Source organism: Mangrovibacterium diazotrophicum, assembly GCF_003610535.1.
In the GTDB taxonomy this organism is placed as follows: Bacteria; Bacteroidota; Bacteroidia; order Bacteroidales; family Prolixibacteraceae; genus Mangrovibacterium; species Mangrovibacterium diazotrophicum.
In genome coordinates, this window is the sequence record NZ_RAPN01000001.1 from 3,453,355 (window position 1) to 3,477,451 (window position 24,097).

Sequence of the window (24,097 nt, forward strand, 5' to 3'; positions counted from 1 at the left end):
CGCTGTAAAATTGGAGGAATAAATATATGTTAGGAAAGTTAAGTTGGTCAGATCTTCCGTTGCACGATCCGATTATTATGGGCGCCCTGGGTAGCTCAACGATCGGTGCAATTGCGCTTCTTGGCCTTGTAACCTATAAAAAATGGTGGGGATACCTTTGGAGTGAATGGTTCACCACAGTCGATCATAAGAAAATTGGTATCATGTACATCATCCTGGCCGGGGTGATGATGTTGCGCGGTTTTGCCGATGCAGTCATGATGCGTGCTCAACAGGCTATTGCAGCCGGTGGAAACGAAGGTTACCTGACGTCACATCACTTTGATCAGGTATTCGGTGCTCACGGAACTATCATGATTATTTTCGTGGCCATGCCGTTCATTATTGGTTTGATGAATATTATCATCCCGTTGCAGATTGGTGCGCGTGATGTGGCCTTCCCGGTGATGAACTCGGTGAGTTTCTACCTCACTGTTGCCGGTGCCGGGCTGATGATGATTTCGTTGGGCGTGGGCGAGTTTGCCAACACGGGATGGACCGGTTTGGCGCCTTTGTTTGAAAAGGAATTTAACCCGGGTGTCGGGGTTGATTACTGGGCCTGGGCCTTCCAGCTTTCCGGTATGGGAACCTTGCTCGGGGGTATCAACTTTGTGGTGACCATCCTGAAAATGCGTGCACCGGGCATGACCCTGATGAAGATGCCGCTTTTCACATGGACATCACTGACCTCAAGTGTTCTGATTATTTTCTCGTTCCCGGTAATTACCGGTGCGTTGACTTTGTTGACGCTTGACCGTTACCTGGGAATGCACTTCTTCACCAACGAATTGGGTGGTAACATGATGATGTGGAACAACCTGTTCTGGATGTGGGGTCACCCGGAAGTGTACATCGTAATTTTGCCGGCTTTCGGTATTTTCTCCGAAATTGTGGCCACCTTTTCAAGTAAACGTCTGTTTGCCTACAAGTCATTGGTTTGGGCAACTGCTGTAATCATGATTCTCTCTTTCACGGTTTGGTTGCACCACTTCTTTACAATGGGTAACACCGTGAACGTAAATATTTTCTTTGGTATTACCACGATGTTGATCGCCATCCCAACCGGGGTGAAGGTTTACGACTGGCTCTTTACCATGTACCGCGGACGGATTCGTTTTACAAGCCCGATGTACTGGACGCTCGGCTTCCTGACTGCTTTCGTTATCGGAGGTATGACCGGGGTGTTGATGGCGATTCCGGGAGCTGACTATGTGGTGCACAACTCGGTGTTCCTGGTTGCTCACTACCACAACATGTTGATCCCGGGTGCGCTGTTCGGCTATTTTGCCGGTTTCAGCTACTGGTTCCCGAAAATGTTTGGTTTCAAACTGGATGAGAAATGGGGTAAACGTGCTTTCTGGGGCTGGATGATCGGCTTCCTGGTTGCCTTTATGCCGCTTTACGCTGTTGGTTTCATGGGGATGCCGCGTCGTGCAGCACACTACGATAACCTGGAATGGCAGCCCTACATGATTACAGCTGCAATCGGTACAGCAATCGTCGGATTGGGTATTGCTTGCCAGGTAATTCAGATTGTGGTGAGTATCCGCAAACGCGAATCGCTGGTCGATGCGACCGGTGATGCCTGGGACGGACGTACATTGGAATGGGCCACTGCTTCACCGCCGGCTGAGTACAATTTCGCTGTTGTTCCGGTTGTTGGCGACCTGGATCCATTCTGGGAAATGAAAGAAAACGGAACCGCTTACAAACACTACCCGGTTTATGCGGATATCCACATGCCGAAAAATCAACCTTACGGTGTGATCATTGGTGGTCTGGCACTGGCATTTGGCTTTGCCATGATCTGGTACATCTGGTGGTTGGCTATTGCCAGTTTGATCGGTATTATTGCTACCATCATTATTTCCGGATCCAATGACAACGACGGTTACCTGATTCCGGCGTCGGAAGTGAAACGTGTTGAGGACTTGCGTTTCGATAAGATGATGCAAGCTGCCAAAGAAGAAGAGAAAGAAAAATCAAGCAAAGAAGAAGTTTATGAGTACAGTGACAAAAACAACTAATATCGCACACGATCACGATCATGGTCACCACGACCAGACTGAAATAAAGACCTTCGGTTTTTGGGTCTACCTGATGACCGACTTGATTCTGTTTTCGACCTTTTTCGCCACGTTTGCCGTAATCGGTAAAAACTACGCAGGTGGTCCCGGAGCAAAAGAGCTCTTCGAGCTGCCGTTCCTGTTTATCGAAACCATGCTGCTGCTGGTAAGTAGCGTGACTTTCGGTTTCGCGATGATCGCTATGAAACAAGGGAAAAAGCAACAAATGCTGAGCTTGCTGGTTGTAACCGGTTTGCTGGGCGCTGGCTTCCTTGGTATGGAGCTTTACGAATTTGCACACATGATTGGCGAGGGCGCAGGTCCCGACCGTAGTGGCTTCCTGTCGGCTTTCTTTACCCTGGTCGGTTTCCACGGTTTGCACGTTACTTTCGGTATCGTGTGGTTGACAGTGATGTTCATTCAAATCGTAAAAATGGGATTCACCACCGGTGTGAAATCACGCCTGGAACGCCTGAGCTTGTTCTGGCACTTCCTCGACATCGTGTGGGTGGGTGTATTCACCTTCGTTTACCTGTTCGGATTACTTTAATCCGGTTTTGTTAGTCATTTAAAACTGAAAAGAGATATGTCAAATCATACACATACAGAAGTTGCCGAGGCTTCTCATTCAGGCGCCAAGTCGTACATTGTTGGTTTTGTGCTGGCAGTGGTGTTCACCCTTATTTCATTTGCCTTTGCAATGATGGAAGAGGTGCCTAAGAAAGTTGCTTTTATCGGTCTTTCAATTGCAGCCTTGATGCAGATGTTCGTGCACATGCGTTATTTCCTGCACCTGGACACCTCGAAAGCACAGCGATGGAATGTCGTTTTCATTGCCTTTACCGCCGTATTGGTATTCATCTTCGTTGGTGGTACTATTTGGGTGATGGTAACGCTGAACTCGCGCATGATGTAACTAAAAGTCAGAATTTAGTATAAATTGCTCAAAAGCAATGTCGGTAGTTTCCGGGAATAGCTATTCCGCTCTGCCAACATTGCTTTTTTTATTTTGTGAAGAATGTTTTAGTTGGAAAGTTTGAACCACATAGACACAATAGGTCACAAGAGAGTATGTTTGTGCGTATCCATCTCCTGGTGTTTATTTGAGTCCCTTGTGAAACTCTGTGTCTAACTCTGTGCGCTCTGTGGTTAGAAAGGAAGACTGGCGACATCAAAATAGAACTATGTGTTCTATGTGCCTATGTGGTTCACCACAACGAGGACTGCGCTTGACTAATGTCTGGCGAATCGCGAACCGGTAAACAGCAAATAGGCCAGCACTGTACAAATCCCCATGATAGTTCCCATTGGAATCAAATCGCCGGAGTGAAATACGGCTAACAGCGAACCAACTGCGCCACTGAACGCAAAGCGAATAACGCCGATCACCGCGTTGGCCGAACCCGAAATCTCGTGAAACTGATTAATAACCAATGCAACGGTGTTGGAGAAAATCAGCCCAAGGCTTCCAATAAACGACACCATCAGCAAAAACACTAGCCACAAACTTGGCTCAGCCGCGCGAACGGCAAAGAAAAGCACGAGGCCGGAAACCAGCTGAAGAAGCAACCCGACATGCAGAATCTTTGCCGGCTCAATGGTCTTCACCAGGCGGAAGTTCAGGAAAGTCAGTGCCACATTCATAATAATGTTAGCCCCAAAGTAAACCGGGAAGAGGCTCACATCAACCTTAAAATATTCAATGTATAAAAAGGAGGATCCGGTCAGGAACACGAACATGCCGGACACTGCAAAACTGTTGGCCAAAACCAGGAAAACAGCTTTTGGCGAACTGAAAATTCTGCTGTACGATCCGATCAGTTGTGTTGCCGTAAGACGGTGTGTAATATGCTGTGGGTGCCGCGACTCAGGCATGAAAAAGATGAACAGCAAAAACGTGAGCATGGCCACTGCCGACATGAAAATGAAAATCGACTTCCAACCCAGGCTGAGCAACAGGAACGAGCCGATAACCGGAGCGACCAAAGGCGCCAGCATCATAATCATGCTGATCAGTGACGAAATACGAGCCACATCCTTGCCTTCAAACCAGTCGCGAACAAAAGCCATGTTGACCACTGAAGCACCGCCACCGCCAATCGCCTGAATAAAACGTAGGGCCCATAAAATGCGTACATCGGTAATGAAGATCGCGAGCAAGCTACTGACGGAGAACAGCAGAACACCGGTTAGGGCTACTGTTTTTCGGCCGAACGAATCGGATAACGGGCCACCAAAGAATTGGCCGACAGCCACGCCGATAAAATAAACGGTCAGTGAGATTTCGACCATGTTGATGGGCTCACCAAAAAACTTGGCCATCGTGGGTAGTGCCGGGATGTAAGTGTCGGTTGCAAATGGTGAAAGCGAAGTCAGCAGGGCAAGTAGAAAGGTGATCTGGGCAATAAAAAAGCGGTTGTCCCGCGAGATTAGAAATTTCTTCGTCATAAAAAATACTAGTTTGAAAAACAAAGATAAGCCTGATGTAAGTTAGACACTTAAGACCTGATAAAGTTTAACGAAAAGGTGATACGGTCGCTTTTTGTCAATAATACAATTAAATGCTTCGGGATTAGCGTAGTTTTTCAGAAATTAGCAGGATCTAATTTCAATAGTGAACCTTAAGACAACCTAAATTTTATTCCATGAGCAAACGCCTGTATTTATTTCTTTACTGTGCGGTCGGGCTTCTGTTCGGCTGTAGCTCTCCAAAAACAAATTTAATGATGAGTCGTGAGTTGAACACCGATTGGCAATTTGCCGAAAGCGGCAGCAACGAATGGCTGCCGGCAACTGTTCCCGGTTGTGTCCACACCGATCTGTTAACCAATGGCAAGATCGAAGATCCGTTCTATCGTTTGAATGAACGTAAATTGCAGTGGATCGACAAAAAAGACTGGCTGTACAAAATCTCCTTCGATGCCGATGCGGCCCTGTTGAAGCACGATCGTGTGGCCCTCGATTTTAAAGGGCTGGACACTTATGCCGACATCCGCATCAACGGCGAGTTGGTCGATTCAACCGATAATATGTTCCGCGAATACCAGCTGGATGTGAAACCGTTCCTGAAAGAAGGTGCGAATGAGTTGGAGATCACCTTCCGATCGCCCATCAACGAAGGGGTTAAAAAATACGATGCTTATCCCTACTGGGTGCCGGTGTCGGGCAACGACCTGGCTGAAATCGGCGAGGTTGAAGGTGGCAAGATGGTGAGTGTTTACACCCGCAAAGCTGGTTATCATTTTGGCTGGGACTGGGGCCCTCGCTTGGTGACCAGCGGAATTTGGCGCCCTGTCTACCTGAAGGCCTGGGATGAAGCTAAAATTAACGATCTGCAAATCGAACAACACGAGGTGACGAAGGACAAAGCGACATTCTCTGCTGTTGTTGAAGTTGATGCAACCGAGGCAAAACCTGCTACCATCACGATCTCAAATGAAGGACAGGAATTGGCAAAAGCCGATTTCCAGCTGGAACCGGGTATCTCTCTTTATAAACTGGAATTCGAAATTTCGAATCCCAAACTGTGGTGGACCAATGGTTTAGGCGAGCAGCCTTTATACACGATCAATGCGCAACTGAATGTTGGCGACCAGTTTGCCGAGGCCAGTCATCGCATCGGCATTCGCACGCTGGAACTGGTCCGCGATAAAGATGAAAAAGGAACCTCTTTCTATTTCAAGCTGAATGGTGTGCCGGTGTTTATGAAAGGTGCCAACTACATTCCCAACGATGTTTTCCTGCCTCGCGTGACGCACGAGATGTACGAAACTGTGGTAAACACGGCCAAGGAATCCAATATGAACATGCTTCGTGTGTGGGGTGGCGGTATTTACGAGAACGACGAGTTTTATGACTTGTGTGATGAAGCCGGTATTTTGATCTGGCAGGATTTCATGTTTGCCTGCGCTATGTTCCCCGGCAACCAGGAGTTCCTGGATAATGTAAAAGCGGAAGCCGAAGACAATGTGAAGCGCCTGCGCAATCACCCGAGTTTGGGTATGTGGTGCGGTAACAACGAGATTCTGGCGGCCTGGTTTGGCTGGGGCTGGAAGAAAGAAGAAGAAGCCAAGAGCCAGGCAAATGCCGACAGCATCTTCGCGACTTATAAAAAGATCTTCCACGAGATTCTGCCTGACGCGGTAGCAAAATACGATTCACACCGTTTCTACTGGTCATCCAGCCCATCATCGGGAACCGGCATTCCCGCCGACCTGGTCAATGGCGACGAACATTACTGGGGTGTTTGGTGGGGCAAAGAGCCTTTTTCGAACTATGCAACGCACATTGCCCGTTTCATGAGCGAGTACGGGTTCCAGTCGTTCCCCGAGCTGAAAACGGTGAAACAATACGCCACGCCTGAGGATTACGATATTTTGTCGGATGTGATGAAGTCGCACCAACGCTCTTCCATCGGTAATGAGACGATTGAATATTACATGCTGCAGGACTACAAAAAGCCGAAAGACTTTGAGTCGTTCCTGTATGTGAACCACGTGTTGCAAGCCGAAGGTATCAAGTTTGCGCTGGAAGGCCACCGTCGCGCCATGCCGTATTGCATGGGTAGTTTGTACTGGCAAATTAACGACTGCTGGCCGGTGGCTTCATGGAGTTCAACCGACTATTACCAGCGCTGGAAAGCCCTGCAATACTACGTGAAAAAAGGTTTTGCCCCGGTTTTGGTATCTCCCTACCGCACCGGCGACCAATTTAAAGTGGGCGTGGTGAATGACAAGCTGGAAGACATCCAGGCACAGTTGAAAATGAAGGTGATGGATTTTGATGGCAAAGTGATTTGGGAAGAAAACGAGCCTGTTACGGTACCGGCTAATTCGTCGGCTGACTATTTCGAAGTGAATGAAAAAGACTTCCTGAAGGACAAGGACAGCAAAAACGAAGTGTTTGTGGTTGAGCTGTACAATGGCGATCAGCAGTTGTCATCCAACGAGTTTTTCTTCAGCCCGGTCAAAGATCTGAACCTGCCAAAACCAACGGTTGAATCATCAATTGCAGCGGTTGACGGTGGTTTTGATATCACCCTGAAATCGGATAAACTGGCGAAGAACCTGTTCCTGACCATTGGTGACGAGGACGGTTTCTTCTCGGATAACTATTTCGATTTGTTCCCCGGGCAGGAAGTAACGGTTCACCTGAAGACAGCGATGTTGAAAGAAACGCTGGACAAAGTGCTCGCCCTGCAAACACTCGATAGCACGTATTAATTCAAGTATCAGATAAAATGAAAAGATCCGATCTCAGTTAGAGGTCGGATCTTTTTATTAAGACACATTGTCTTATGTTTTTTTTGAGAGTGAGGGTGCTTGTCACTAGAGAGATTTTGTTGTATTGTTCAATAGAGTGAACAGTGCTATGGTTGATGAAAGGTTGATTGCATTCATTTCTGTGTCGTTGAAGTACTTCGATTCTCCATATGATTCGGTGTCTGTAATTCTCATTAGTATACTCTCTTCTTGTTCCAATTTTTTTAATCGTTGCTTTGCAACGTCCTTAAGCTGCTTTACAAAAGACTTTGTGTCTTTAAATCTTAATTGCTTTGTTCTAGAGTCGATCTCATATCTCAAGATGTAGAAGCTTGTATTATCGACAAGATTTTTGGCAGAGATAATTTCTTTGAATACGATTCCTGTGTTTTTTATTTCCTTATAAAATTGGAACTTTACGATTCTAACGACTTTGTTGTATACATCTTTATTAAAATCATAGAATAGCATATTTCATAAAGTTTTGCTAAGTTATTAAGAGTGTAATAGTCCAACGATGCTATGAAAATATTCAAAAAGCCACTTTACCCAACCATCTTCAGCCATAAAAAGTAAAGAGCGAACAGCGAAAGCACAACGATTCCGAACCACGAGAAGAGTCTCATAAATCGGCTGGGCTGGTATTCGCTCGGGACATGTGCGGCGGTGACGGCTTTCAGGTTTAGCACGGCTAAAACGGGCGCGGTGATAAACGAGAGCGTGGTGGCAATGTCGACCAGCAATTTCATTTGGTCGGCAAACACGGAGATGAGCAGCACAGCACCGGTAATCAGGATAGCCATCCAAAGAAATTTTAGCTTGTTTTCCGACGACTTCGACTCGACTTTGTTGGTGTAGACCTCCAGAATTGGCGTCAGCACGCGCGGGTAGGCATCCAGCACCGTCAGCGTGGTACTGAACATGGTGGCAATAGCCGCAACTGCCAAAATCGGGTACGACCACTCGCCGATGGAACGGGTGTACAAAGCCAGCAGCTGGTTTGAAAACTGCACTCCACCGTTGGCAAAACTTTCGCCCGAATGAAACATCACCATCGCTCCCAGGCCCAAAAAAGCCAGCGAAAGGAAAGTGGTTCCGATGTAGCCAATGTTAAAGTCGAGCAGGGATTCTTTCAAACTTGGGCGATAACCGGTGGCTTTCATTTTGGCGAGCGTCCACAGCGAACTCCACACCGAAATGTCGATGGCGCTGGGCATCCAGCCAACCAGGGCAATCAAAAAGGCCACATTGCCGACTGAGAACTCGAACGGAACCTGGTTGTCGATAACGGTTCGCACGTCGCTTTTCATGAATGCCGCAACCAAAGCTGTAAGTGTTGACAGCGACAGGATAATGACCACAAATTTGATCAGGCGGTCGAGTGTCTTGAAATGACCGATGAGCACGATGATCGCACAAACCAGTAGAAGCAAGATGGTGATTTGCACGTAACTCAGCGGCGAATGAAACACCGAGCTAATTAGCCCCACAGTTACGGAAGTCACAGCTGCCTGGATCGTAAACATGGTTCCGATGGTGAGAACCAGGAACAAGGCAACAACCCATTTGCCCATGCGCCGGTAACCGTCAATCAGGCTTTCACCGGTGGCAATGGCATAGCGCGAACCGTACTGAAAAAACGGATACTTCAGGATGTTGGCCAGGATGACGACGCCTACAAGCTGAAATCCGTAATCGGCTCCCGCGCGGGTGCTTTGTACCAGGTGCGACACGCCAATGGCGGCAGCGGCCCATATGATTCCGGGGCCAAGGGCTTTCCAAAAGTTTGTTTTCATCGGTGAATTCATCAGGGGTCAATTCCTGCAAAATTGCTTAAAATTTTAACGGCGCCAAATTCCACACAGCCCATTTGAAATAAATAGGATCGTAGCGGGCTTCGGCAAACCATTTTGCTTACTTTTGTTAAACGGTTGCAATTGCGTGTGCTTATTCATTATCCTTAAATTTTCCCGGTATCAGGTGTACTAAATCAGGCAAATGCCTGTTTTTAATGAGGGCATTGATGGAAAAGAAAAGGCCATGAACAGAGAATCAGCAATGCCCGACGGTTTAGAAACAGAAATTCAGAAACATCCGGAAATACCATGAAAAAAGCTGGTAAAGTCATACTTTATTTGTTGCTCTCGTTGTTCGCATTAGTCCTTGTTTTAATGGTGATTGCGGCATCGATGCAGGACAGAATCGCGAAGCTGGCCATTGACGAGGTCAGCAAGTCGACTAATATCCCGATAACGATTGAAGACATCAATTTTAGCCTGATTCGGAATTTCCCGATGGCAACCCTGGAATGCAGTAAGCTGGCCGTTCGGGCACCGGAAAACAATAGCGCGCCTGGTGATACGCTGGCCAACGTTGGTAAAATGTTTATCTCGGTTGAATTGAAGCCGTTGCTGAACAGCGTCTTCAAAATCCGCGAAATTGAAGTAGAGAATGCAAAAATCTACTACGCTGTCGATACTGCGGGTGTCAGCAATTACGATTTTTTGATGGACACCACCACGACAGCCATCGATACGGCAGACAACGCCATCTATTTAAATATAAAAGCGCTCAACCTGCAAAACGTTCAATGCGTTTACAGTGACCAAAAACTGAAGGCAACAGCCGACCTGTTGATCGAAAGGCTGGAGCTCTCGGGTCTGATTGATAATAACCGTTATTTGGGTGAAGTGAAGGCTGAAGCAAAACTCAGTAACTGCTCGCTCGACAGTACCAATCTGCATCTGTTGCACGAAGCCGCCATCAAACTGGATCTGGATTACCGCGACAGCCTGCTGACCGTAAACGCTGCTGATTTGACTTTGGATGAAGATGCCCGATTGGCCTTGAGCGGATCGGTTACAATGAACAAGCAGTTGCCCGCCAACCTGAAACTAAAGGCGGAGCAGTGTCAACTAGGCGGATTGTCAAAATATATTCCCGAGCATTATTTTGCAGATTACGGCATTCAAAACCTGGCCGGTGAGCTCGGCTTGGAGGCCACTGTGCAAGGGAATTTGGGAGACTCGATTTTACCTCGTGCCGACATTCTGGTGGCCCTGTCGGGCGGTGCATTGCAATACCAAAACTACCCCGTTTTGCGAAACATCAGCTTTGTGGGCAGCGCCAGCAACGGCGATGAACGAACCATCACGGGAAGTTCCCTGAAGATCGATTCATTTTCGTTCGAGACAGACAGCAGTAAAGCCAGTTTGAGCGGGACGATCGTCGGGTTGGACAAACCCCAATACGATCTGCTTTCAATATTGAACTTGGATTTGAATGAGCTGGCCCCTTTTGTGCCCGACTCTCTGGTGACTGGGCTCGGCGGCAAACTGGGTGCAGTGGTTTCAACGCATGGAACCTTTCCCGGTTCTTTGACTGATTCGTTCCTGCAATCCCTGCAAAAAAACAGCACCTTCAGATTGAACGCCGAAGACCTGTCGTTTTCAATGGACAGTACCCTGAGCGTACAAAACCTGAACGGTCAATTTGAATATAAACCGGGGCAACTTAAGCTGAGCGATCTTAACTGTTCGCTTCCGACCTACAATATGAATTTGCGCAACGCGGAGCTGGATGCCGCAGTGACCGGCGATTTTATGAAGCCCGAATCACTGGCTTTTCAAATTAGCCAGTTCGCGCTAGCTACGGATAGCTGCCAGCTGCAGCTATCCGGGCAACTGATTAACCCGATGGCACCTGATTATTTGGTTAACGGTCAATTGAGTCTCGATTTGAATGAAATTGAAAAGTACCTGCCTGCTGGTACAGTTGAATCGATGAGCGGGAAGGTGTTGGCGAATTTCAGCTCGAAAGCAAAAATCGACCTCGAAACAGTTGGCGACGATGCGTTGGGGATTGCTTTCGAGAAAACCCGAATTAATTTATCGATGGGGCGGGTGAATGTGCAAATGGCTGATTCGCTGACGAGCGTGAAAGACCTGACAGGAAAGGTCAATTATGCCGCCGACAGTTTGTGGTTAGGCGGACTTACATTGAATTATATGGGCGTACAGTTTGGAGCCGATTCGACCAGCATCACTCGTTTGTATTCGGCCGTGCTTCAGAATAAAGCGGAGGAAATGAAGGTGCACGGAAAATTCAGTGTGGACAAGCTTGATTACAGCTGGGTGGAAAAATTAATGGCCCGTCTGGAGGAAGAGCCAACGCCATCGGGGCCCGCAGCCGATCCGGAACCGGCTCGCTACACCTACAAAGTAAATGGTCGCCTGAAAGCGAATCAGCTAAACTATGAGGGAAACCTCTTTGAAAATATCGATTCGAAATTTTTGGTGAAGGAGAACCATTATGTGTTCGATAGTCTGAAGATGGATGCCTTTGACGGAACGTCGCTTTCATCGATTAAAATTGACTTTACCGCCAACGAACAGATGGAGATCTATTTTAAAACCAATGTGAAGCAGATGGATGTGACCAAGCTGATCACCGGTTTTCACGATTACATGGACATGGACGACATCAAGGCTGAAAATGTTCAGGGGAAAGTGAGTACCACCATGGATGGTAAAATTGTTGTCGATAAAGATTATAATCCGGTGTATAATTCGCTGATGTTGAAGGGTGATTTGAAGCTCGAAAACGGGGCGCTCATCAATGTGAAACCGGTGATGGAAATCGAGAAGATTCCGGGTGTTGGCCTGAAGAATATGGATAATCTGCGTTTCAGTGCGCTAAGCAGCAGTATCTTTCTGTTAAATATTAAACTGTATATTCCCAAGACGGAGATCCGTTCCAGTTCGTTTGATGCCATGTTTTTAGGAATGTGGAGTTTCGGGGATGACTATGCTTATCACATTCGCATGTTTTTGGGCGAGGTTCTCAGCAGTAAGTCGAAAGCCAACCTGAAAAAGCAGATGAAGGAGAATGGTTTTGAAGATGAAGACGAGAGCGATTTGACAAAAGGGCGATCGTCGATTTACCTGGTTTCGAAACTGGAGAATGGAAAAGAAAAAGCCTGGTTGGACAATAAGAAAGACCGCGTAAATATGGAGGCTAAGGTGAAAATGCAGGAAGGTGCCTTGAAGTTTACGTTTCATCCCTCGTTTGTAACTTATGACACGGAGTAGAGCATTTTTGAACAAGCTTAGGATTCTGCCTGTGGCTGCTTTGTTGCTGCTGTTTGTGGTTGCGGCCTGCACAAATAGCAACCAGGCGGGCAAACCGAGCGGAAAGGTGGTAAAAGTTACCGATCGGGAGGAAGATGTTGTGTTTGGAGATCCCAACGCGCCACACGAAATTGTGATGTACGCGAGCTACGATTGTAAGTATTGTCGCAAGTTTTTTGCCGGCAGTTATCCGGATTTGAAAGAGAAATACTTAGATACGGGCAAGCTAAAGTTGGTTGTGAAGTGGTTGGATTTCGGGGAGCGACCGGAAATGCTGAATGCGCTTCAGGCAGCGAGCTGCATCAGCCGCTTTGGTGATTACGACAAGTTTCACGAACTCCTGAATTTCAACCCGGCTGTAGTGTATACGACCGAGTTTGGAGAATTGCTGGCGGATATCATGGATCGGAATCAGTACATCGCGGAATGCGTGGTGAATAACAACAACTATGAATATCTGAAGTCGAACCTTCGGGAGTTCAACGAAAACAAAATCTCCGGGACTCCGGCTTTTGTCATAAACAGTGACATCTACACCGGGTATCGGTCGTTTGATCGTTTTGAGTCCGTCATGCTTAATGAGTTTAATTTCAATCAATAACTATATGAAAAGATTACAAATGTCTTTGGCTGCATGTGCGCTATTATTGCTGGCTGCCTGTGGTGAACCGGAAGCGGAAGAGCAATGCACGGATGCGTCGCAAACCTGCTCAAACAATTCAGCAATTGTCATCGACGCAACTACTTGTAGCGACGGTGAGGATGTGTATTACCTGATTGATGGAACGAAATACACCTATGAGCAATTATCGAGCATTATCGAACAATCCTGTAATGCCAACAGTTCGGCGATGATCAACGAGGCAGGTATTGCAAAAATGCAAAGCCGGATGTCGGCGATTTCGTCGCGATTGATGATTCAGGCCCGCGCTGCTGCCGGTTGCGAATAGCGATCGTCACGAATCGCATTTTAAATCCCGGTGAACCGTTTTGAGGTTCACCGGGATTTTTTGTGCGAAACTTTCGGGTTTGAAAACTGTTCATTCAAACTGAACTTTCTACTTTTGGTAGTTGAAGAAAAGAAAGGAAAACGAATGAGTTTGAATGAAGTGAAAGTGATCGCTTTCGACGCGGACGATACGCTTTGGGAAAATGAAAATTTTTTCCGTGATGCTGAGCACCAGTTTTGTAAGGTGATGGCTGAATATGAAGCGGAGGAGGAGGTCATGAAGAAGTTGTTCCGAACCGAAATTCAGAACCTGGAGTTGTACGGTTACGGGGTCAAGGCATTCATTTTATCGCTGATGGAAACGGCTTTGGAGATCTCGAACCGGAAGGTTCGTCCCGAGCAGATTGAAGGGATCATCGAGATCGGGAAGTCCATGCTGATGAAAGATGTGATTCTGCTGGATGGCATCGTTGACCTGCTGGACAAACTTTACGGGAAATACCGTTTGGTGGTGGCTACCAAGGGCGATTTGCTCGACCAGGAAAGGAAGCTGAAGAAATCAGGTTTGCGTAAATACTTTCACCATATTGAGATTATGACGCATAAACGGGAGGAGAACTACCAGGAATTGCTGAACCATCTGGATATTCCGGCTGAGCAGTTTTTTATGGTCGGAAACTCGCTGAAATCGGATGTTCTACCGGTTATTGATTTGGGTGGATATGCTGCTCACATTCCTTATTACACCACATGGTTGTATGAGCAAATGGACCCGGAGGATATTAAAAGCGACCGCTTTTTTGAACTGAAGCAAATTCACGACGTTTTGGACTTGTTTGAAAAAACGAAGGAGTAAAGTAGCGTCTTCCTTTTACCTTTTTACTTGTAATTTTTGCCTTTAAACTATGGAATACCAAGGAAATATATTGAAAATGAGATCGGAGTTTGCCGATCCGGTCAGATACTTTTTCAGAATCGGCGATCAGGAGATCGACATGAATGCGTTGCTGGGCAAGCAAATTCGCATGCAGTTCGACGGACAGATCAACTGCATTGCCTGTGGCAAGCGCACCAAAACATCCTTTAGCCAGGGGTTTTGCTACTCGTGTTTGCAAACAGCGCCCGAGGCCAGCGAAACAGTCATGCGTCCGGAGCTGTCGAAATCGCAGTTTGGCATTGCACGCGACATGAAATGGGCTGAGGAGCACGACTTGATTGATCACATTGTGTATTTGGCTGTGTCGAGCGAGCTAAAGGTTGGGGTGACCCGTCATCACCAGGTGCCAACGCGCTGGATTGACCAGGGGGCTTCTTATGCCATTCGCGTGGCACAGACGCCGAACAGGCACATTGCCGGCGTGATCGAAGTTTTCCTGAAAAAATACTTCACCGACAAAACGAACTGGCGCGACATGCTGAAGAATAATGTGGCCGAAAACTTCAACCTTCCGGAGGAAAAAGAGAATGTTTTGCGACTGTTGCCCGCCGAACTCCGGCAGTACCGTTGCGATAACGACGAGGTGATGCACTTCAACTACCCGGCACTGGAATTCCCGGATAAAATCAAGAGCTTGTCCTTCGATAAGGAGCCGGTAATTGAGGGTGAAATGAAGGGAATTAAAGGACAGTATTTACTGCTCGACGGAGGTCAGGTATTGAACGTTCGCAAGCACAACGGCTACTATTTGAGCTTTTCTTTTAATTCATAAATACAATTTAGCCCCAAGTTTCGATTCGGAAGTGAACTGAATAGGGCTGTTTTTAAATCGTAAAGTGTTGTTTTTGAATCGTTTTATATAACATTAAATTTTCGTTTGAATAAAGACATAGGGCTTTTATTCTCCGCTTTTTTTTTCGTTTATTTGATTTCTGAATAAGGGCCGTCTAATATTATCTTAACTATGGAAAATCTTGATTGGAAAAATATTGGTTTTGGTTATCGGAAAACCAATTTCAATATTCGCTGCTGGTATAAAAATGGAGAATGGGGACCACTTGAAGTAAGTGATTCGGAATACTTGAATTTACACATGGCTGCCACTTGTCTGCACTACGGACAGGAAGCATTTGAAGGCTTGAAAGCGTTCATGGGTAAAGACGGCAAGGTTCGTGTGTTCCGCATGGAAGATAATGCCCGTCGCATGCAATCGTCGAGCGAAGGAATATTGATGGCTGAAGTACCGACTGAGCTTTTTTGCGAAGCAGTAGGTTTGGCGGTGAAGAAAAATATGGAGTTTGTTCCCCCGCACGGTTCAGGAGCATCGTTATACATTCGCCCGCTGTTGATTGGTACAGGCCCTGAAATTGGCGTGAAACCATCAGGCGAATACCTGTTCATGGTTTTTGTAATGCCGGTAGGACCGTATTTCCCGGAAGGATTTAAACCGACCGAGCTGGTTATTTTGCGTAAATACGACCGCGCAGCACCGCAGGGAACCGGAAAATATAAAGTTGGCGGAAACTACGCTGCCAGTTTGGTGGCTGGTAAAAAAGCGAAAGCCGGTCATTATTCGGCTGTTCTTTACCTGGATTCACGCGAGAAAAAATACATCGATGAATGTGGTCCGGCAAACTTCTTTGCCATCAAGGACGATACCTACATTACACCACTTTCTGATTCTGTTTTGCCATCGATCACTAACATGAGTTTGATGCAGCTGGCTGAGGATATGGGCTTGAAAGTTGAGCGTCGCAAAGTGCCGGTAGAAGAGCTGGAAAGCTTCCAGGAGGTTGGTGCCTGCGGAACGGCAGCGGTAATTTCACCAATCAAGCGAATTTACGACGAAGATTTGGATAAAGAATATTTGTACGGATTTGATCCGGGACCATGGAGTACCAAGTTGTACCAAAAGTTACAAGGTATTCAGTACGGTGACGAGCCTGATACGCATGGTTGGACAACTGTTATTGAATAGTCAATTCAAAGAAATAGCGACAAGCCTCATCCGAACGATGGGGCTTTTTTATTGGTTCCGGTTTTCAAGAACCATTAAAAATGAACGAGGCCATCAGAATTTAGTTCTGACAGCCTCGTGTGAATTTCCGGGAACTGTATTCCCGGTCGTTTCTATATCTGTTTTGTTTTTTGCCCGTTCTTAATTCAGATACCCTACAACTTCGTATGCCCGTTCGCCCTGGTAGCTCACGCGGCTGTATAAAACGCCGTTGTATTCGTAGTAAGTTTGACCATCCAGTTCAACCCGTTCGTAGTCGGCCGGAAGGGCATAAACAATGGCCCCAACCGGAGGTGTTTCAACAATATAACCGTTACCTGACGACTGGTAGTACACGCCTTCGAAGTAGAAGTAGTTGCGGTTACCGATTACAATTTTCAGCGATCCTTGTGGTAAAACCTGAACGTTCAGTCCAACCGGTGGAGCAACTTTGATGTAGTTGTCGTTGTATTTCCGGTAGTACACACCTGATTGTGCGTAATATTCTTTGTTATCTTTTTTAATAACCTGCGCGTTCATTTGGTTTTGCGAGCGAACAGCAACCACAGTCGGTGTCGATTTGCGGTAGCTCACCTGCGAGCGGCTCACGTTCTTGGCTGATGACGGTTGCGACTGCACAGTTACTGTGCGTTGACTGCTCGAGTTGTTCTTTGAGCTTTGTTTTTGCTGTGTTGTTTGTTTTGCACTTTTTTGATTTTGGCCGTTGTTGCGGCTTTGGGCATTTACTGCTACCGTAGCAATCATCAGAGCTACGATTAGCAAAAATTTTCTTGCTTTCATACCTGTGAATTTTTTAATTGTTTGTACTCTGAGCAGTACAATTTTCGTACTTAAAATTCAGTGTTCCCGTGCCAAATCGATGGTTCGGGCTTTTTTCCCGACAGTTTGCCCGATTTCACCGTCGGGTTGTTTTTTCAATGCATGGCAGAGATGCACTGACTTGGTTCCGGTAAGCAAAAATGAGAAATCCGATCGGTCAGACTGAGGATTTCAGTGGGAAGATGGCTTTTTGAAAGGGAGGGTTTTCGAAACGAAGCCGGGTTTTAGGACTGATAAATTTTTTATTGTTTTTAACCGGGCGATTCTCAGGTGCGGGCGAAGCTGCAGTTTAAAAGGATTATAAATTGACGAAGGTATTCTCTGAATTCGCATAATATTTATATTTTAGAACCAATGGGAATGATGGGATAGTAACTGATTGAGGGGCCTCGTGAGGGGAACCTTTGATCAACTGAATTCTTATTCAGTAAAAGTTAGACACTAAAACCAGAGAATGATCCATTTAAAACTCTTTTTCTCCGCGTGGCTGTTGGCTTTAGGCCTGTCGCTTTGTGCAAATGCCAATGACGCTGAATTGCTTTACCGGCTCGACGAGATCACCGTCGATGGCGGAAAACTGGTTACCAAATCAACTATTCGGATTCAAATCAACAACAAAGCGGGCGAGGAATATGCCACGGTTCAGATTCCCTATTCCAAAATCAGTAAAGTCAGTGATGTTGAGGTTCGGTTGTTGGCCGCAAACGGCGCTCTGGTTCGAAAGCTGAATTCCTCCGAGATCAAAAAGAAAAGCGCGGTATCGGATGCCGCTTTTTTCGACGACAATATGGAGGTCGAGTTCAGTCTGAAGCACAGTCGATACCCTTATATCGTCGAGTATTCCTATGAACGGCGCGAGTCTGAGTTCTTGTTCATCGATTTTTGGATGCCGATACTGTCGCTTGATATTCCAACACGGGATGCAGAACTTTCGCTCACTGTTCCCGTCGGTTTCCAGTTGCGGTATGGTTCGCAACTCGTTGATGACCCTGTTGTGTCGGATAATGGAAAAACCATCAACTACCGCTGGAAAACGCATTTTGATGCGTACCGGGAAAAAGAAGTCTTTTCGCCGCCGGTTTTCGCATTGGTGCCCTGGGTGAAAATCATCCCCAATAACTTTCAGTATGAAATTCCGGGTTCTTCCGAGTCGTGGGAAACATTCGGGAATTGGGAATTTAGCTTGTTGGACGGTTTGGATGATTTGCCGGATGCGGAAAAACTTCGAATTAGCAAATTAGTTGAAGGAGTTGATGACAAGCTGGAAAAGGCGAAAATCCTTTATCATGATCTTCAGGACAGAACCCATTATGTGTTGGTTTCCATTGAAACTGGTGGCTGGAAACCCTATCCGGCTAGTTACGTGGCAGCAAACCGATACGGTGATTGCAAGGCGCTGACCAATTATATGAAGGCGGTTTTCGAGTATGCCGGAATTGAATGCAACTATGTCGACATCTTTGCCGGCGACCGCATCCGAAAACTCGACCGTGAAATTCCCTCGCCGGAGTTTAATCACGTTATCCTGATGGTTCCAATGGAGAAGGACAGCCTTTGGCTCGACTGCACCAGTAAAGGGCCGTTTGGCTATGTCGGGACTTTCATTCAGAACCGTGATGTTTTCGTTGTTGGCGACGGTAAAAGTTACTTTGCACGGACTCCGGCCTTGCAGGCTGAAGATGTGGCCGAGTTGCGTACGGTGCATATTGGCTATCCGAGCCCGTCAACATCTACCGTTCAATTTGATTGCACTTTCAAGGGTACACAATTCGAACGACTCCGTTCACTTGACGAATCTTTCAATACAGATGACCGCACACGTATCTTTCGCAATTACTTTGTTGCGGATGGTTTCGAATTACAAGACTATTCCATTGAACGGGAAGACCGGGACTCGGCTTTCGTGGCTGTAAAATATCAGGCAACGACCAATCGGTTTTATCAGAATTACGGGGCGGAAACCGTAGTGAAAAACCTGCCTTTTTTGTTCCCAAAGTTGCAAAAACCGGGACAGCGACAATTGCCTTTACAGGTTGATTACCCCGATTTTGAACGAGACACCCTGGTGTACGAATTACCCACTCATCTTAGTGTTGAAGGACGGACGGAAGACGTTGCGCTGGATACAAAGTACGGGCGGTACAGTTTTCGGATGGAAGTCGGCGATCGGGAAGTTCGGGTGATCAAAGAACTGGAAATTTACCCGGGAACATACAGTCTGGCCGAATACCCGGGCTTTTACGACTTTATTGACGATGTGAAAACATATGAGTCGAAACCACTCTTGATACTAAATAACTAAACTCAATAACATGACTAAACTTACTTGTTTACTCTTTTGCCTGCTGTTCACTGGTGTTCTGTCGGCGCAAACCTATTCGTCCGAATTCGGGAAGGTCGGGAAAGATGATCTTGAATTGAAATCAGTGCCGGACGATCCGGATGCAGAGGCGGTGGTAATGTTCGATTACGGCGATTCGCAATTCTTGCGATCGGATAATGGTTTTGACGTGCTTTTTGATCGTTCGACACGATTGAAAGTGCTGACTGATGCCGGAACAAAATTTACGGAATTCGAGATACCTCTCTATCATGAAGGTGACATCTATGAAGTGGTGCGTGACTTGGAGGCCTATACCTATAATTTAGAGGAAGGGCGTCTTGTAAAAACACCCTTGGATATGTCGACGGTCTATGTGGAGAAGATCAACGAATACTGGAGTGTGAAGAAGTTTGCGATGCCAAACGTAAAGCCGGGCTCGATTGTGGAATGCCGCTACAAATTGACGTCTCAATATGTGTTTAACCTGCGCGACTGGGAATTTCAGTGGCGGATCCCCGTTATCTACAGCCAATACACCGTTCACATCAACCCGTTTTATTACTATGTTTTCAGATTGCAGGGAGCGGCAAAGACGGATGTTTTCGAAAAATATGAAGATTATAACAATAGTCATCCTCTCCCTTATGCTGTAACCGGTAAAAACGATACTTATGTGGATGTGGTTTACAAGTTTGGGATGAGGAATGTGCCCGCCTTCCGTGACGAGGAATTCATTACCTCTGTGAACGATTATATTATGAAGATTGACTTCCAGCTTGCCCAGGTGAACATGTTTAACGGGGTCAAGAGGGAGATAATGACGACCTGGGAAGAATTGGCGAAGCAGCTGAGTAAGCATGAGGACTTTGGGCGTATAGTGAACAAGTCGGAGAAAGCAGCATCGAAGATCTTCGATTTGGAAGAATTGCAGGGGCTTGAGGTAATGGATCGTTTTAATCGCGTAATCGATTACGTGAAAACAAATTATAGTTGGAACGGGCAAAATGGTAAATATGCATCGAAAAATACGGATCGGTTGATGAAGGAGAAAATCGGGAATGATGCCGATTTGAACTTGTTTGCGACTGGTTTGCTGAATGCAGCCGGAATTGAAGCAACGCCCTTGATTTCGAGCACACGCGAGCATGGCTCAATTCAGGTTGATCACCCGTTTGCGAACGCTTTTAACTACACGCTGATTTTGGCAAAAATCGGCGATAAGGCAATACTGACGGACGCGACCGAGCCTATGTTACTGAATAATCGGATCCCGGCACGGTGTATCAACAACAAAGGATTGACTATTGATCCGGATAACCTGCAATGGATTGGTTTGGATAGTCGGGTTCCCTCCTACTACAATACCGATTTTAAAATGAATGTGGAGCCAACCGGCCAGGTGAAAGTTACCGCCCGCTATAGTTTTACAGAGTATGAAGGTTTTTATTACCGGAATTTGCTTCGGGATGACAAGGATAAAATTGAGAAGAATCTGGCCATCGGTCGGTTCGATTTCGACCCGGCATCGGTATCGGTTGAAAACATGGATGATAAAAAGAAACCCTATACGGTAAGTTTTGAACAGGAGGGGCAGGTAGAAACAATCAATGGCAAAATCTATATTAATCCATTCTTGTCGCAGAGTTTAAATGACAATCCGCTGAAACAGAAAACCCGTACCTACCCGATCGACATGACCTATCCGAAAATGAAATCGTACAAGGCGGAAATCACAATTCCGGAGGGCTACGAAGTAAGTTATACTCCCCAAAACAAAAGTGTTGATAACGAGTATTACAGCCTCTTCTATCAAAGTTTTAAAGAGGAAAACAAGTTAGTTGTTAATATGAGCTACTTGTTTAAGAATGCGGTTTATCAGCCCAATATGTACACTCGAATGCGGTTGCTCTTCAACGATATCATAAAACTGGGAACAGATAAAGTCGTTTTGGCTCCCAAGAGTGAAGAAACAAGCTCAACAACGGAGATGGAAGAACCAAAGTCGAGTCTTTGATTGTAAAACCAAATTTCAAAATATATGCTTACGAGAGAACAACAACTGGTTTATTGCCGTAACTGCACCAGGCAGTTATTTGACCGGAATCAGGGCATTCTTTGCACATTGACCGGCGCTCAGGCTACTTTTCAGGAAACCTGTGCGGATTTTGAAACTAATGGTCCCGATGAAGCAGAACTGCACATGATGCAAGACGCAGGCCTGCAAATGACGGAAGAGGCGTCGAAGAACAGACGTTTTGTAAATTATCTGATCGATAGTGTGTGTACGGTCGTTTTTATGTTTGTATTTGCGATTGCTCTGGGAATCTTTTTAGGGGTCGTGTATCCAGATGCCCTTGCCTTGTTTGATTACGAATCCAGGCTTTTTGACTATCTCCTTATATTCGTAGCGGCCGTGATTTACTTTACCATCTTTGAAGCCAATACGGGGCGAACAATTGGAAAGTACATAACGGGAACAAAAGTGGTGATGGAAGATGGGAGCGAGCCGCGATTCAAAGATATCTTCATTCGTTCACTGTGCCGTCATATTCCTTTCGATGCTTTGTCATACCTAGGGAGTGAGTCCAATGGCTGGCACGATCGGTATTCGAACACGAAGGTTGTGATGGTGAAGCGTAAATAGGCTACATCGAAAATATTGAAAACACAAAAGGCTGTCGCGTATGCAACAGCCTCTCTTTTTTTGATCAGTATCAATCGTTCAGTTAAACAAACTCTTCTTCAGAATTATTTTAGTAACCGGTGTTTTGTTCAAAAATGTCACCGCTAACGTCAATAACGTCTTGTGGGATTGGGTATACACGGCGGAACGGTTCGGTTTCTTCTTTACCGGTGTAGGCGCTGTCGAAGGTTCCGAAGCGAATCATTTGCGGGCGACGCTTCATCTCCCAGTAGTTTTCGTACGAAATTTCATTGTACAGACGTGTTTCTGTCAGGTCACTTTGCTGAATAGCCTGCCCGCTAAGTTCACCACCTTCTTCTTCCGGTTGAGTTCTGGTACGGCTGGTGCGCAGGACGTTGATGTCATTCAAAGCAAGGGCGGTTTCCCCGTTTCTGAAATAAGCTTCAGCACGCAGGGTATACATGTAACCCAGGCGGAAAATCGGAATATCAACACGTGATGAACCGTTGCTGCCGTCGATTGGGTCGAATTCAAACTTGAAGATACGAACACCCTGGTGCACCATGTCTTGCGGTAAAATTGTTCCCGACGAGAAATCCAGTTCAGGGGTAAATTCAAGTGTGTGGCTGTTTTTGTCGGTTTTCAGAGCCGTTACAGCGATGTAAGTAACGCCATCAATGGTCTCGCGAACGAAAGCGTTGCTGCTGTCGTAAGTTGGACCGTATTGCTGACCAACCTGGAAACCGCGGTTGAAATGGAACCAGGGCAAGCCCGTACCCGGCACTTCGTCGAGAGTGCTTTCGGCCATGTTTTGTTCCTGGTTGTTGTAAAACCAAGTGCCATCGTCGTATTGGTATTTTTGCTCGTAACGAGGGTCATCCTGGTTGTCGTCCCAGGTTGCATAGTACTCGGGGGTTGTACAGGTGGCGTTGGTTCCGCGTACTCCCGATTCCGAAGCGTGTTGCGAACGTTCCATCGGCATGTACACAAAATCATTCTGTCCGGTTACTGATCCGTCATCCACATTTTGCGGTGCAACGAAGATGAGCTCAGAACCCTCGGTGTTGTCAATGCCGAAGTTGTCGAAATAGTATTCCTCCAATGAAAACTTCGAAGAGCTGATCAACATTGAAGTGTATTCAATCACCATGTCCAGGTCTGATTTACCGGCGTCGTTTACCGATGCTTCCTGAAAGTCGAAATCAGAGGTTGAATTGTAGCGATCTTTGAAGACGGCGCGGTTCATGTACATTTCTGCCAGGAACCCGTAAGCGGCTTCTTTGGTGAAACGACCGTCGTAGGTTGAATTTTCACCCAAAGCAGCCAGGTCAGGAATAACTTCTTCCATGCCGGTAATCAGCGTATCAATATAAGTGCTGTACACAGCTTTAACTTCGTCGGCGTTTCCGTTCGGTTCGCGATAGGGAGCCTGACCGTACAAATCGAGCGTGTAATAGGTGTACAAATACCAAAGCGCTTTGGCTTCGGCAAGGTACATGGCCTGGTTGCTGTTTTCGGTGTTGTTCGAAATGGTTTCAATAGCCGTAATCGAGCGGGTGATACCGTTTGTCAGCGAGCTCCAGTTTCCGCTAACCAGTGGGTTATCGGCACCCCAGCTAAATTCCTGAATTGCGCGGTACCGGCCACCGTCGCCCCAGTCGCTACCGCGGGTAGGTAGCAAAGCTTCGTCGGTACTGTATTCCTGCATACCCCAAAGGTGGGCGTGATCAACAAAAACATCCACAACCATACGGTTGTATGCGGCTGCCAAACTGGCTTCCGGAGTGGCGCTGTCCGAGCCCAACTCTTCGTCCAGAAATACTTCTTCCAGATCGGTACAACTGGCAAGGATAAACAGAATGGGCAAGTATTTGAATATTGTTTTCAGTTTCATCTTTCGGTAAAATTTCATG

Annotated in this window: 17 protein-coding genes; 13 read left to right on the plus strand and 4 right to left on the minus strand. The window is 46.5% G+C overall.

Annotated features, from left to right (window positions below):
• Positions 1-26 precede the first annotated feature (26 nt).
• Genes cyoB through cyoD form a run of 3 tightly spaced genes read left to right on the plus strand, consistent with a single transcriptional unit; the run spans position 27 to position 3,021 of the window.
• Positions 27-2,066, plus strand: coding sequence for a cytochrome o ubiquinol oxidase subunit I (gene cyoB, locus BC643_RS13570; RefSeq protein ID WP_120273600.1), 2,040 nt, complete (start codon positions 27-29; stop codon positions 2,064-2,066).
• Positions 2,041-2,655, plus strand: coding sequence for a cytochrome o ubiquinol oxidase subunit III (cyoC, locus tag BC643_RS13575; protein ID WP_120273601.1), 615 nt, complete (start codon positions 2,041-2,043; stop codon positions 2,653-2,655). Before cyoB ends, cyoC begins: the two co-directional genes overlap by 26 nt.
• A gap of 36 nt (positions 2,656-2,691) precedes the next feature.
• Positions 2,692-3,021, plus strand: a complete 330-nt coding sequence (cyoD, locus tag BC643_RS13580; protein WP_120273602.1) for a cytochrome o ubiquinol oxidase subunit IV — start codon at positions 2,692-2,694, stop codon at positions 3,019-3,021.
• Positions 3,022-3,338: 317 nt separating this feature from the next.
• On the opposite strand, the gene BC643_RS13585 is transcribed toward cyoD, so the two are convergent.
• A complete protein-coding gene (locus BC643_RS13585; protein WP_120273603.1) occupies positions 3,339-4,553 on the minus strand; it encodes a multidrug effflux MFS transporter in 1,215 nt (404 codons plus the stop codon).
• Between the two features lie 275 nt (positions 4,554-4,828).
• On the opposite strand from BC643_RS13585, the gene BC643_RS13590 reads away from it, so the two are divergent.
• Positions 4,829-7,327 carry a beta-mannosidase gene (locus tag BC643_RS13590; protein WP_211338055.1) on the plus strand — a complete coding sequence of 833 codons (2,499 nt, stop codon included), beginning with the start codon at positions 4,829-4,831 and terminating at the stop codon, positions 7,325-7,327.
• A 584-nt stretch (positions 7,328-7,911) separates the two neighbouring features.
• Here BC643_RS13590 and BC643_RS13600 read toward each other — a convergent pair.
• Positions 7,912-9,162 (minus strand): Nramp family divalent metal transporter, encoded by a 1,251-nt coding sequence (locus tag BC643_RS13600; protein WP_170154551.1) that lies wholly within the window; start codon positions 9,160-9,162, stop codon positions 7,912-7,914.
• A gap of 309 nt (positions 9,163-9,471) precedes the next feature.
• Between BC643_RS13600 and BC643_RS13605 the strand changes: the two genes are divergently transcribed.
• From BC643_RS13605 to BC643_RS13630, 6 genes are all read left to right on the plus strand, one after another.
• Positions 9,472-12,456 (plus strand): AsmA family protein, encoded by a 2,985-nt coding sequence (locus tag BC643_RS13605; RefSeq protein ID WP_120273607.1) that lies wholly within the window; start codon positions 9,472-9,474, stop codon positions 12,454-12,456.
• A complete protein-coding gene (locus BC643_RS13610) occupies positions 12,443-13,096 on the plus strand; it encodes a thioredoxin domain-containing protein (RefSeq protein WP_120273608.1) in 654 nt (217 codons plus the stop codon). Before BC643_RS13605 ends, BC643_RS13610 begins: the two co-directional genes overlap by 14 nt.
• Before the next feature lie 4 nt (positions 13,097-13,100).
• Positions 13,101-13,445, plus strand: coding sequence for a hypothetical protein (locus BC643_RS13615; RefSeq protein WP_147377226.1), 345 nt, complete (start codon positions 13,101-13,103; stop codon positions 13,443-13,445).
• A 114-nt stretch (positions 13,446-13,559) separates the two neighbouring features.
• Positions 13,560-14,300, plus strand: coding sequence for an HAD family hydrolase (locus BC643_RS13620; protein WP_245994960.1), 741 nt, complete (start codon positions 13,560-13,562; stop codon positions 14,298-14,300).
• Positions 14,301-14,349: 49 nt separating this feature from the next.
• Entirely contained in the window at positions 14,350-15,153 is an 804-nt protein-coding gene (locus tag BC643_RS13625; protein WP_120273610.1) for a DUF2797 domain-containing protein, read from the plus strand.
• A 192-nt stretch (positions 15,154-15,345) separates the two neighbouring features.
• Entirely contained in the window at positions 15,346-16,359 is a 1,014-nt protein-coding gene (locus tag BC643_RS13630) for a branched-chain amino acid aminotransferase (RefSeq protein ID WP_120273611.1), read from the plus strand.
• A 180-nt stretch (positions 16,360-16,539) separates the two neighbouring features.
• On the opposite strand, the gene BC643_RS13635 is transcribed toward BC643_RS13630, so the two are convergent.
• Positions 16,540-17,178, minus strand: a complete 639-nt coding sequence (locus BC643_RS13635) for a DUF6515 family protein (protein ID WP_147377227.1) — start codon at positions 17,176-17,178, stop codon at positions 16,540-16,542.
• Positions 17,179-17,671: 493 nt separating this feature from the next.
• Here BC643_RS13635 and BC643_RS13640 point away from each other — a divergent pair, with 493 nt between their 5' ends.
• Genes BC643_RS13640 through BC643_RS13650 form a run of 3 tightly spaced genes read left to right on the plus strand, consistent with a single transcriptional unit; the run spans position 17,672 to position 22,184 of the window.
• A complete protein-coding gene (locus tag BC643_RS13640; RefSeq protein ID WP_120273613.1) occupies positions 17,672-19,519 on the plus strand; it encodes a DUF3857 domain-containing protein in 1,848 nt (615 codons plus the stop codon).
• Between the two features lie 10 nt (positions 19,520-19,529).
• Entirely contained in the window at positions 19,530-21,554 is a 2,025-nt protein-coding gene (locus tag BC643_RS13645; protein WP_120273614.1) for a DUF3857 domain-containing protein, read from the plus strand.
• Positions 21,555-21,578: 24 nt separating this feature from the next.
• Positions 21,579-22,184 carry an RDD family protein gene (locus BC643_RS13650; protein WP_211338056.1) on the plus strand — a complete coding sequence of 202 codons (606 nt, stop codon included), beginning with the start codon at positions 21,579-21,581 and terminating at the stop codon, positions 22,182-22,184.
• Positions 22,185-22,293: 109 nt separating this feature from the next.
• Here BC643_RS13650 and BC643_RS13655 read toward each other — a convergent pair whose 3' ends face one another.
• On the minus strand, positions 22,294-24,096 hold the full coding sequence (locus BC643_RS13655) for a RagB/SusD family nutrient uptake outer membrane protein (RefSeq protein WP_211338057.1): 1,803 nt from the start codon (positions 24,094-24,096) through the stop codon (positions 22,294-22,296).
• Position 24,097: the final 1 nt, after the last annotated feature.

Bases quoted from the DNA above. Each gene is read 5' to 3' on its own strand.
- BC643_RS13605 (WP_120273607.1), top strand. From the start codon at position 9,472: ATGAAAAAAGCTGGTAAAGTCATACTTTATTTGTTGCTCTCGTTGTTC.
- BC643_RS13600 (WP_170154551.1), bottom strand. From the start codon at position 9,162: ATGAAAACAAACTTTTGGAAAGCCCTTGGCCCCGGAATCATATGGGCC.
- BC643_RS13625 (WP_120273610.1), top strand. From the start codon at position 14,350: ATGGAATACCAAGGAAATATATTGAAAATGAGATCGGAGTTTGCCGAT.
- BC643_RS13610 (WP_120273608.1), top strand. From the start codon at position 12,443: ATGACACGGAGTAGAGCATTTTTGAACAAGCTTAGGATTCTGCCTGTG.
- BC643_RS13585 (WP_120273603.1), bottom strand. From the start codon at position 4,553: ATGACGAAGAAATTTCTAATCTCGCGGGACAACCGCTTTTTTATTGCC.
- BC643_RS13640 (WP_120273613.1), top strand. From the start codon at position 17,672: ATGATCCATTTAAAACTCTTTTTCTCCGCGTGGCTGTTGGCTTTAGGC.
- BC643_RS13650 (WP_211338056.1), top strand. From the start codon at position 21,579: ATGCTTACGAGAGAACAACAACTGGTTTATTGCCGTAACTGCACCAGG.
- BC643_RS13615 (WP_147377226.1), top strand. From the start codon at position 13,101: ATGAAAAGATTACAAATGTCTTTGGCTGCATGTGCGCTATTATTGCTG.
- cyoB (WP_120273600.1), top strand. From the start codon at position 27: ATGTTAGGAAAGTTAAGTTGGTCAGATCTTCCGTTGCACGATCCGATT.
- BC643_RS13655 (WP_211338057.1), bottom strand. From the start codon at position 24,096: ATGAAATTTTACCGAAAGATGAAACTGAAAACAATATTCAAATACTTG.
- BC643_RS13635 (WP_147377227.1), bottom strand. From the start codon at position 17,178: ATGAAAGCAAGAAAATTTTTGCTAATCGTAGCTCTGATGATTGCTACG.
- cyoC (WP_120273601.1), top strand. From the start codon at position 2,041: ATGAGTACAGTGACAAAAACAACTAATATCGCACACGATCACGATCAT.
- BC643_RS13590 (WP_211338055.1), top strand. From the start codon at position 4,829: ATGATGAGTCGTGAGTTGAACACCGATTGGCAATTTGCCGAAAGCGGC.
- cyoD (WP_120273602.1), top strand. From the start codon at position 2,692: ATGTCAAATCATACACATACAGAAGTTGCCGAGGCTTCTCATTCAGGC.
- BC643_RS13630 (WP_120273611.1), top strand. From the start codon at position 15,346: ATGGAAAATCTTGATTGGAAAAATATTGGTTTTGGTTATCGGAAAACC.
- BC643_RS13645 (WP_120273614.1), top strand. From the start codon at position 19,530: ATGACTAAACTTACTTGTTTACTCTTTTGCCTGCTGTTCACTGGTGTT.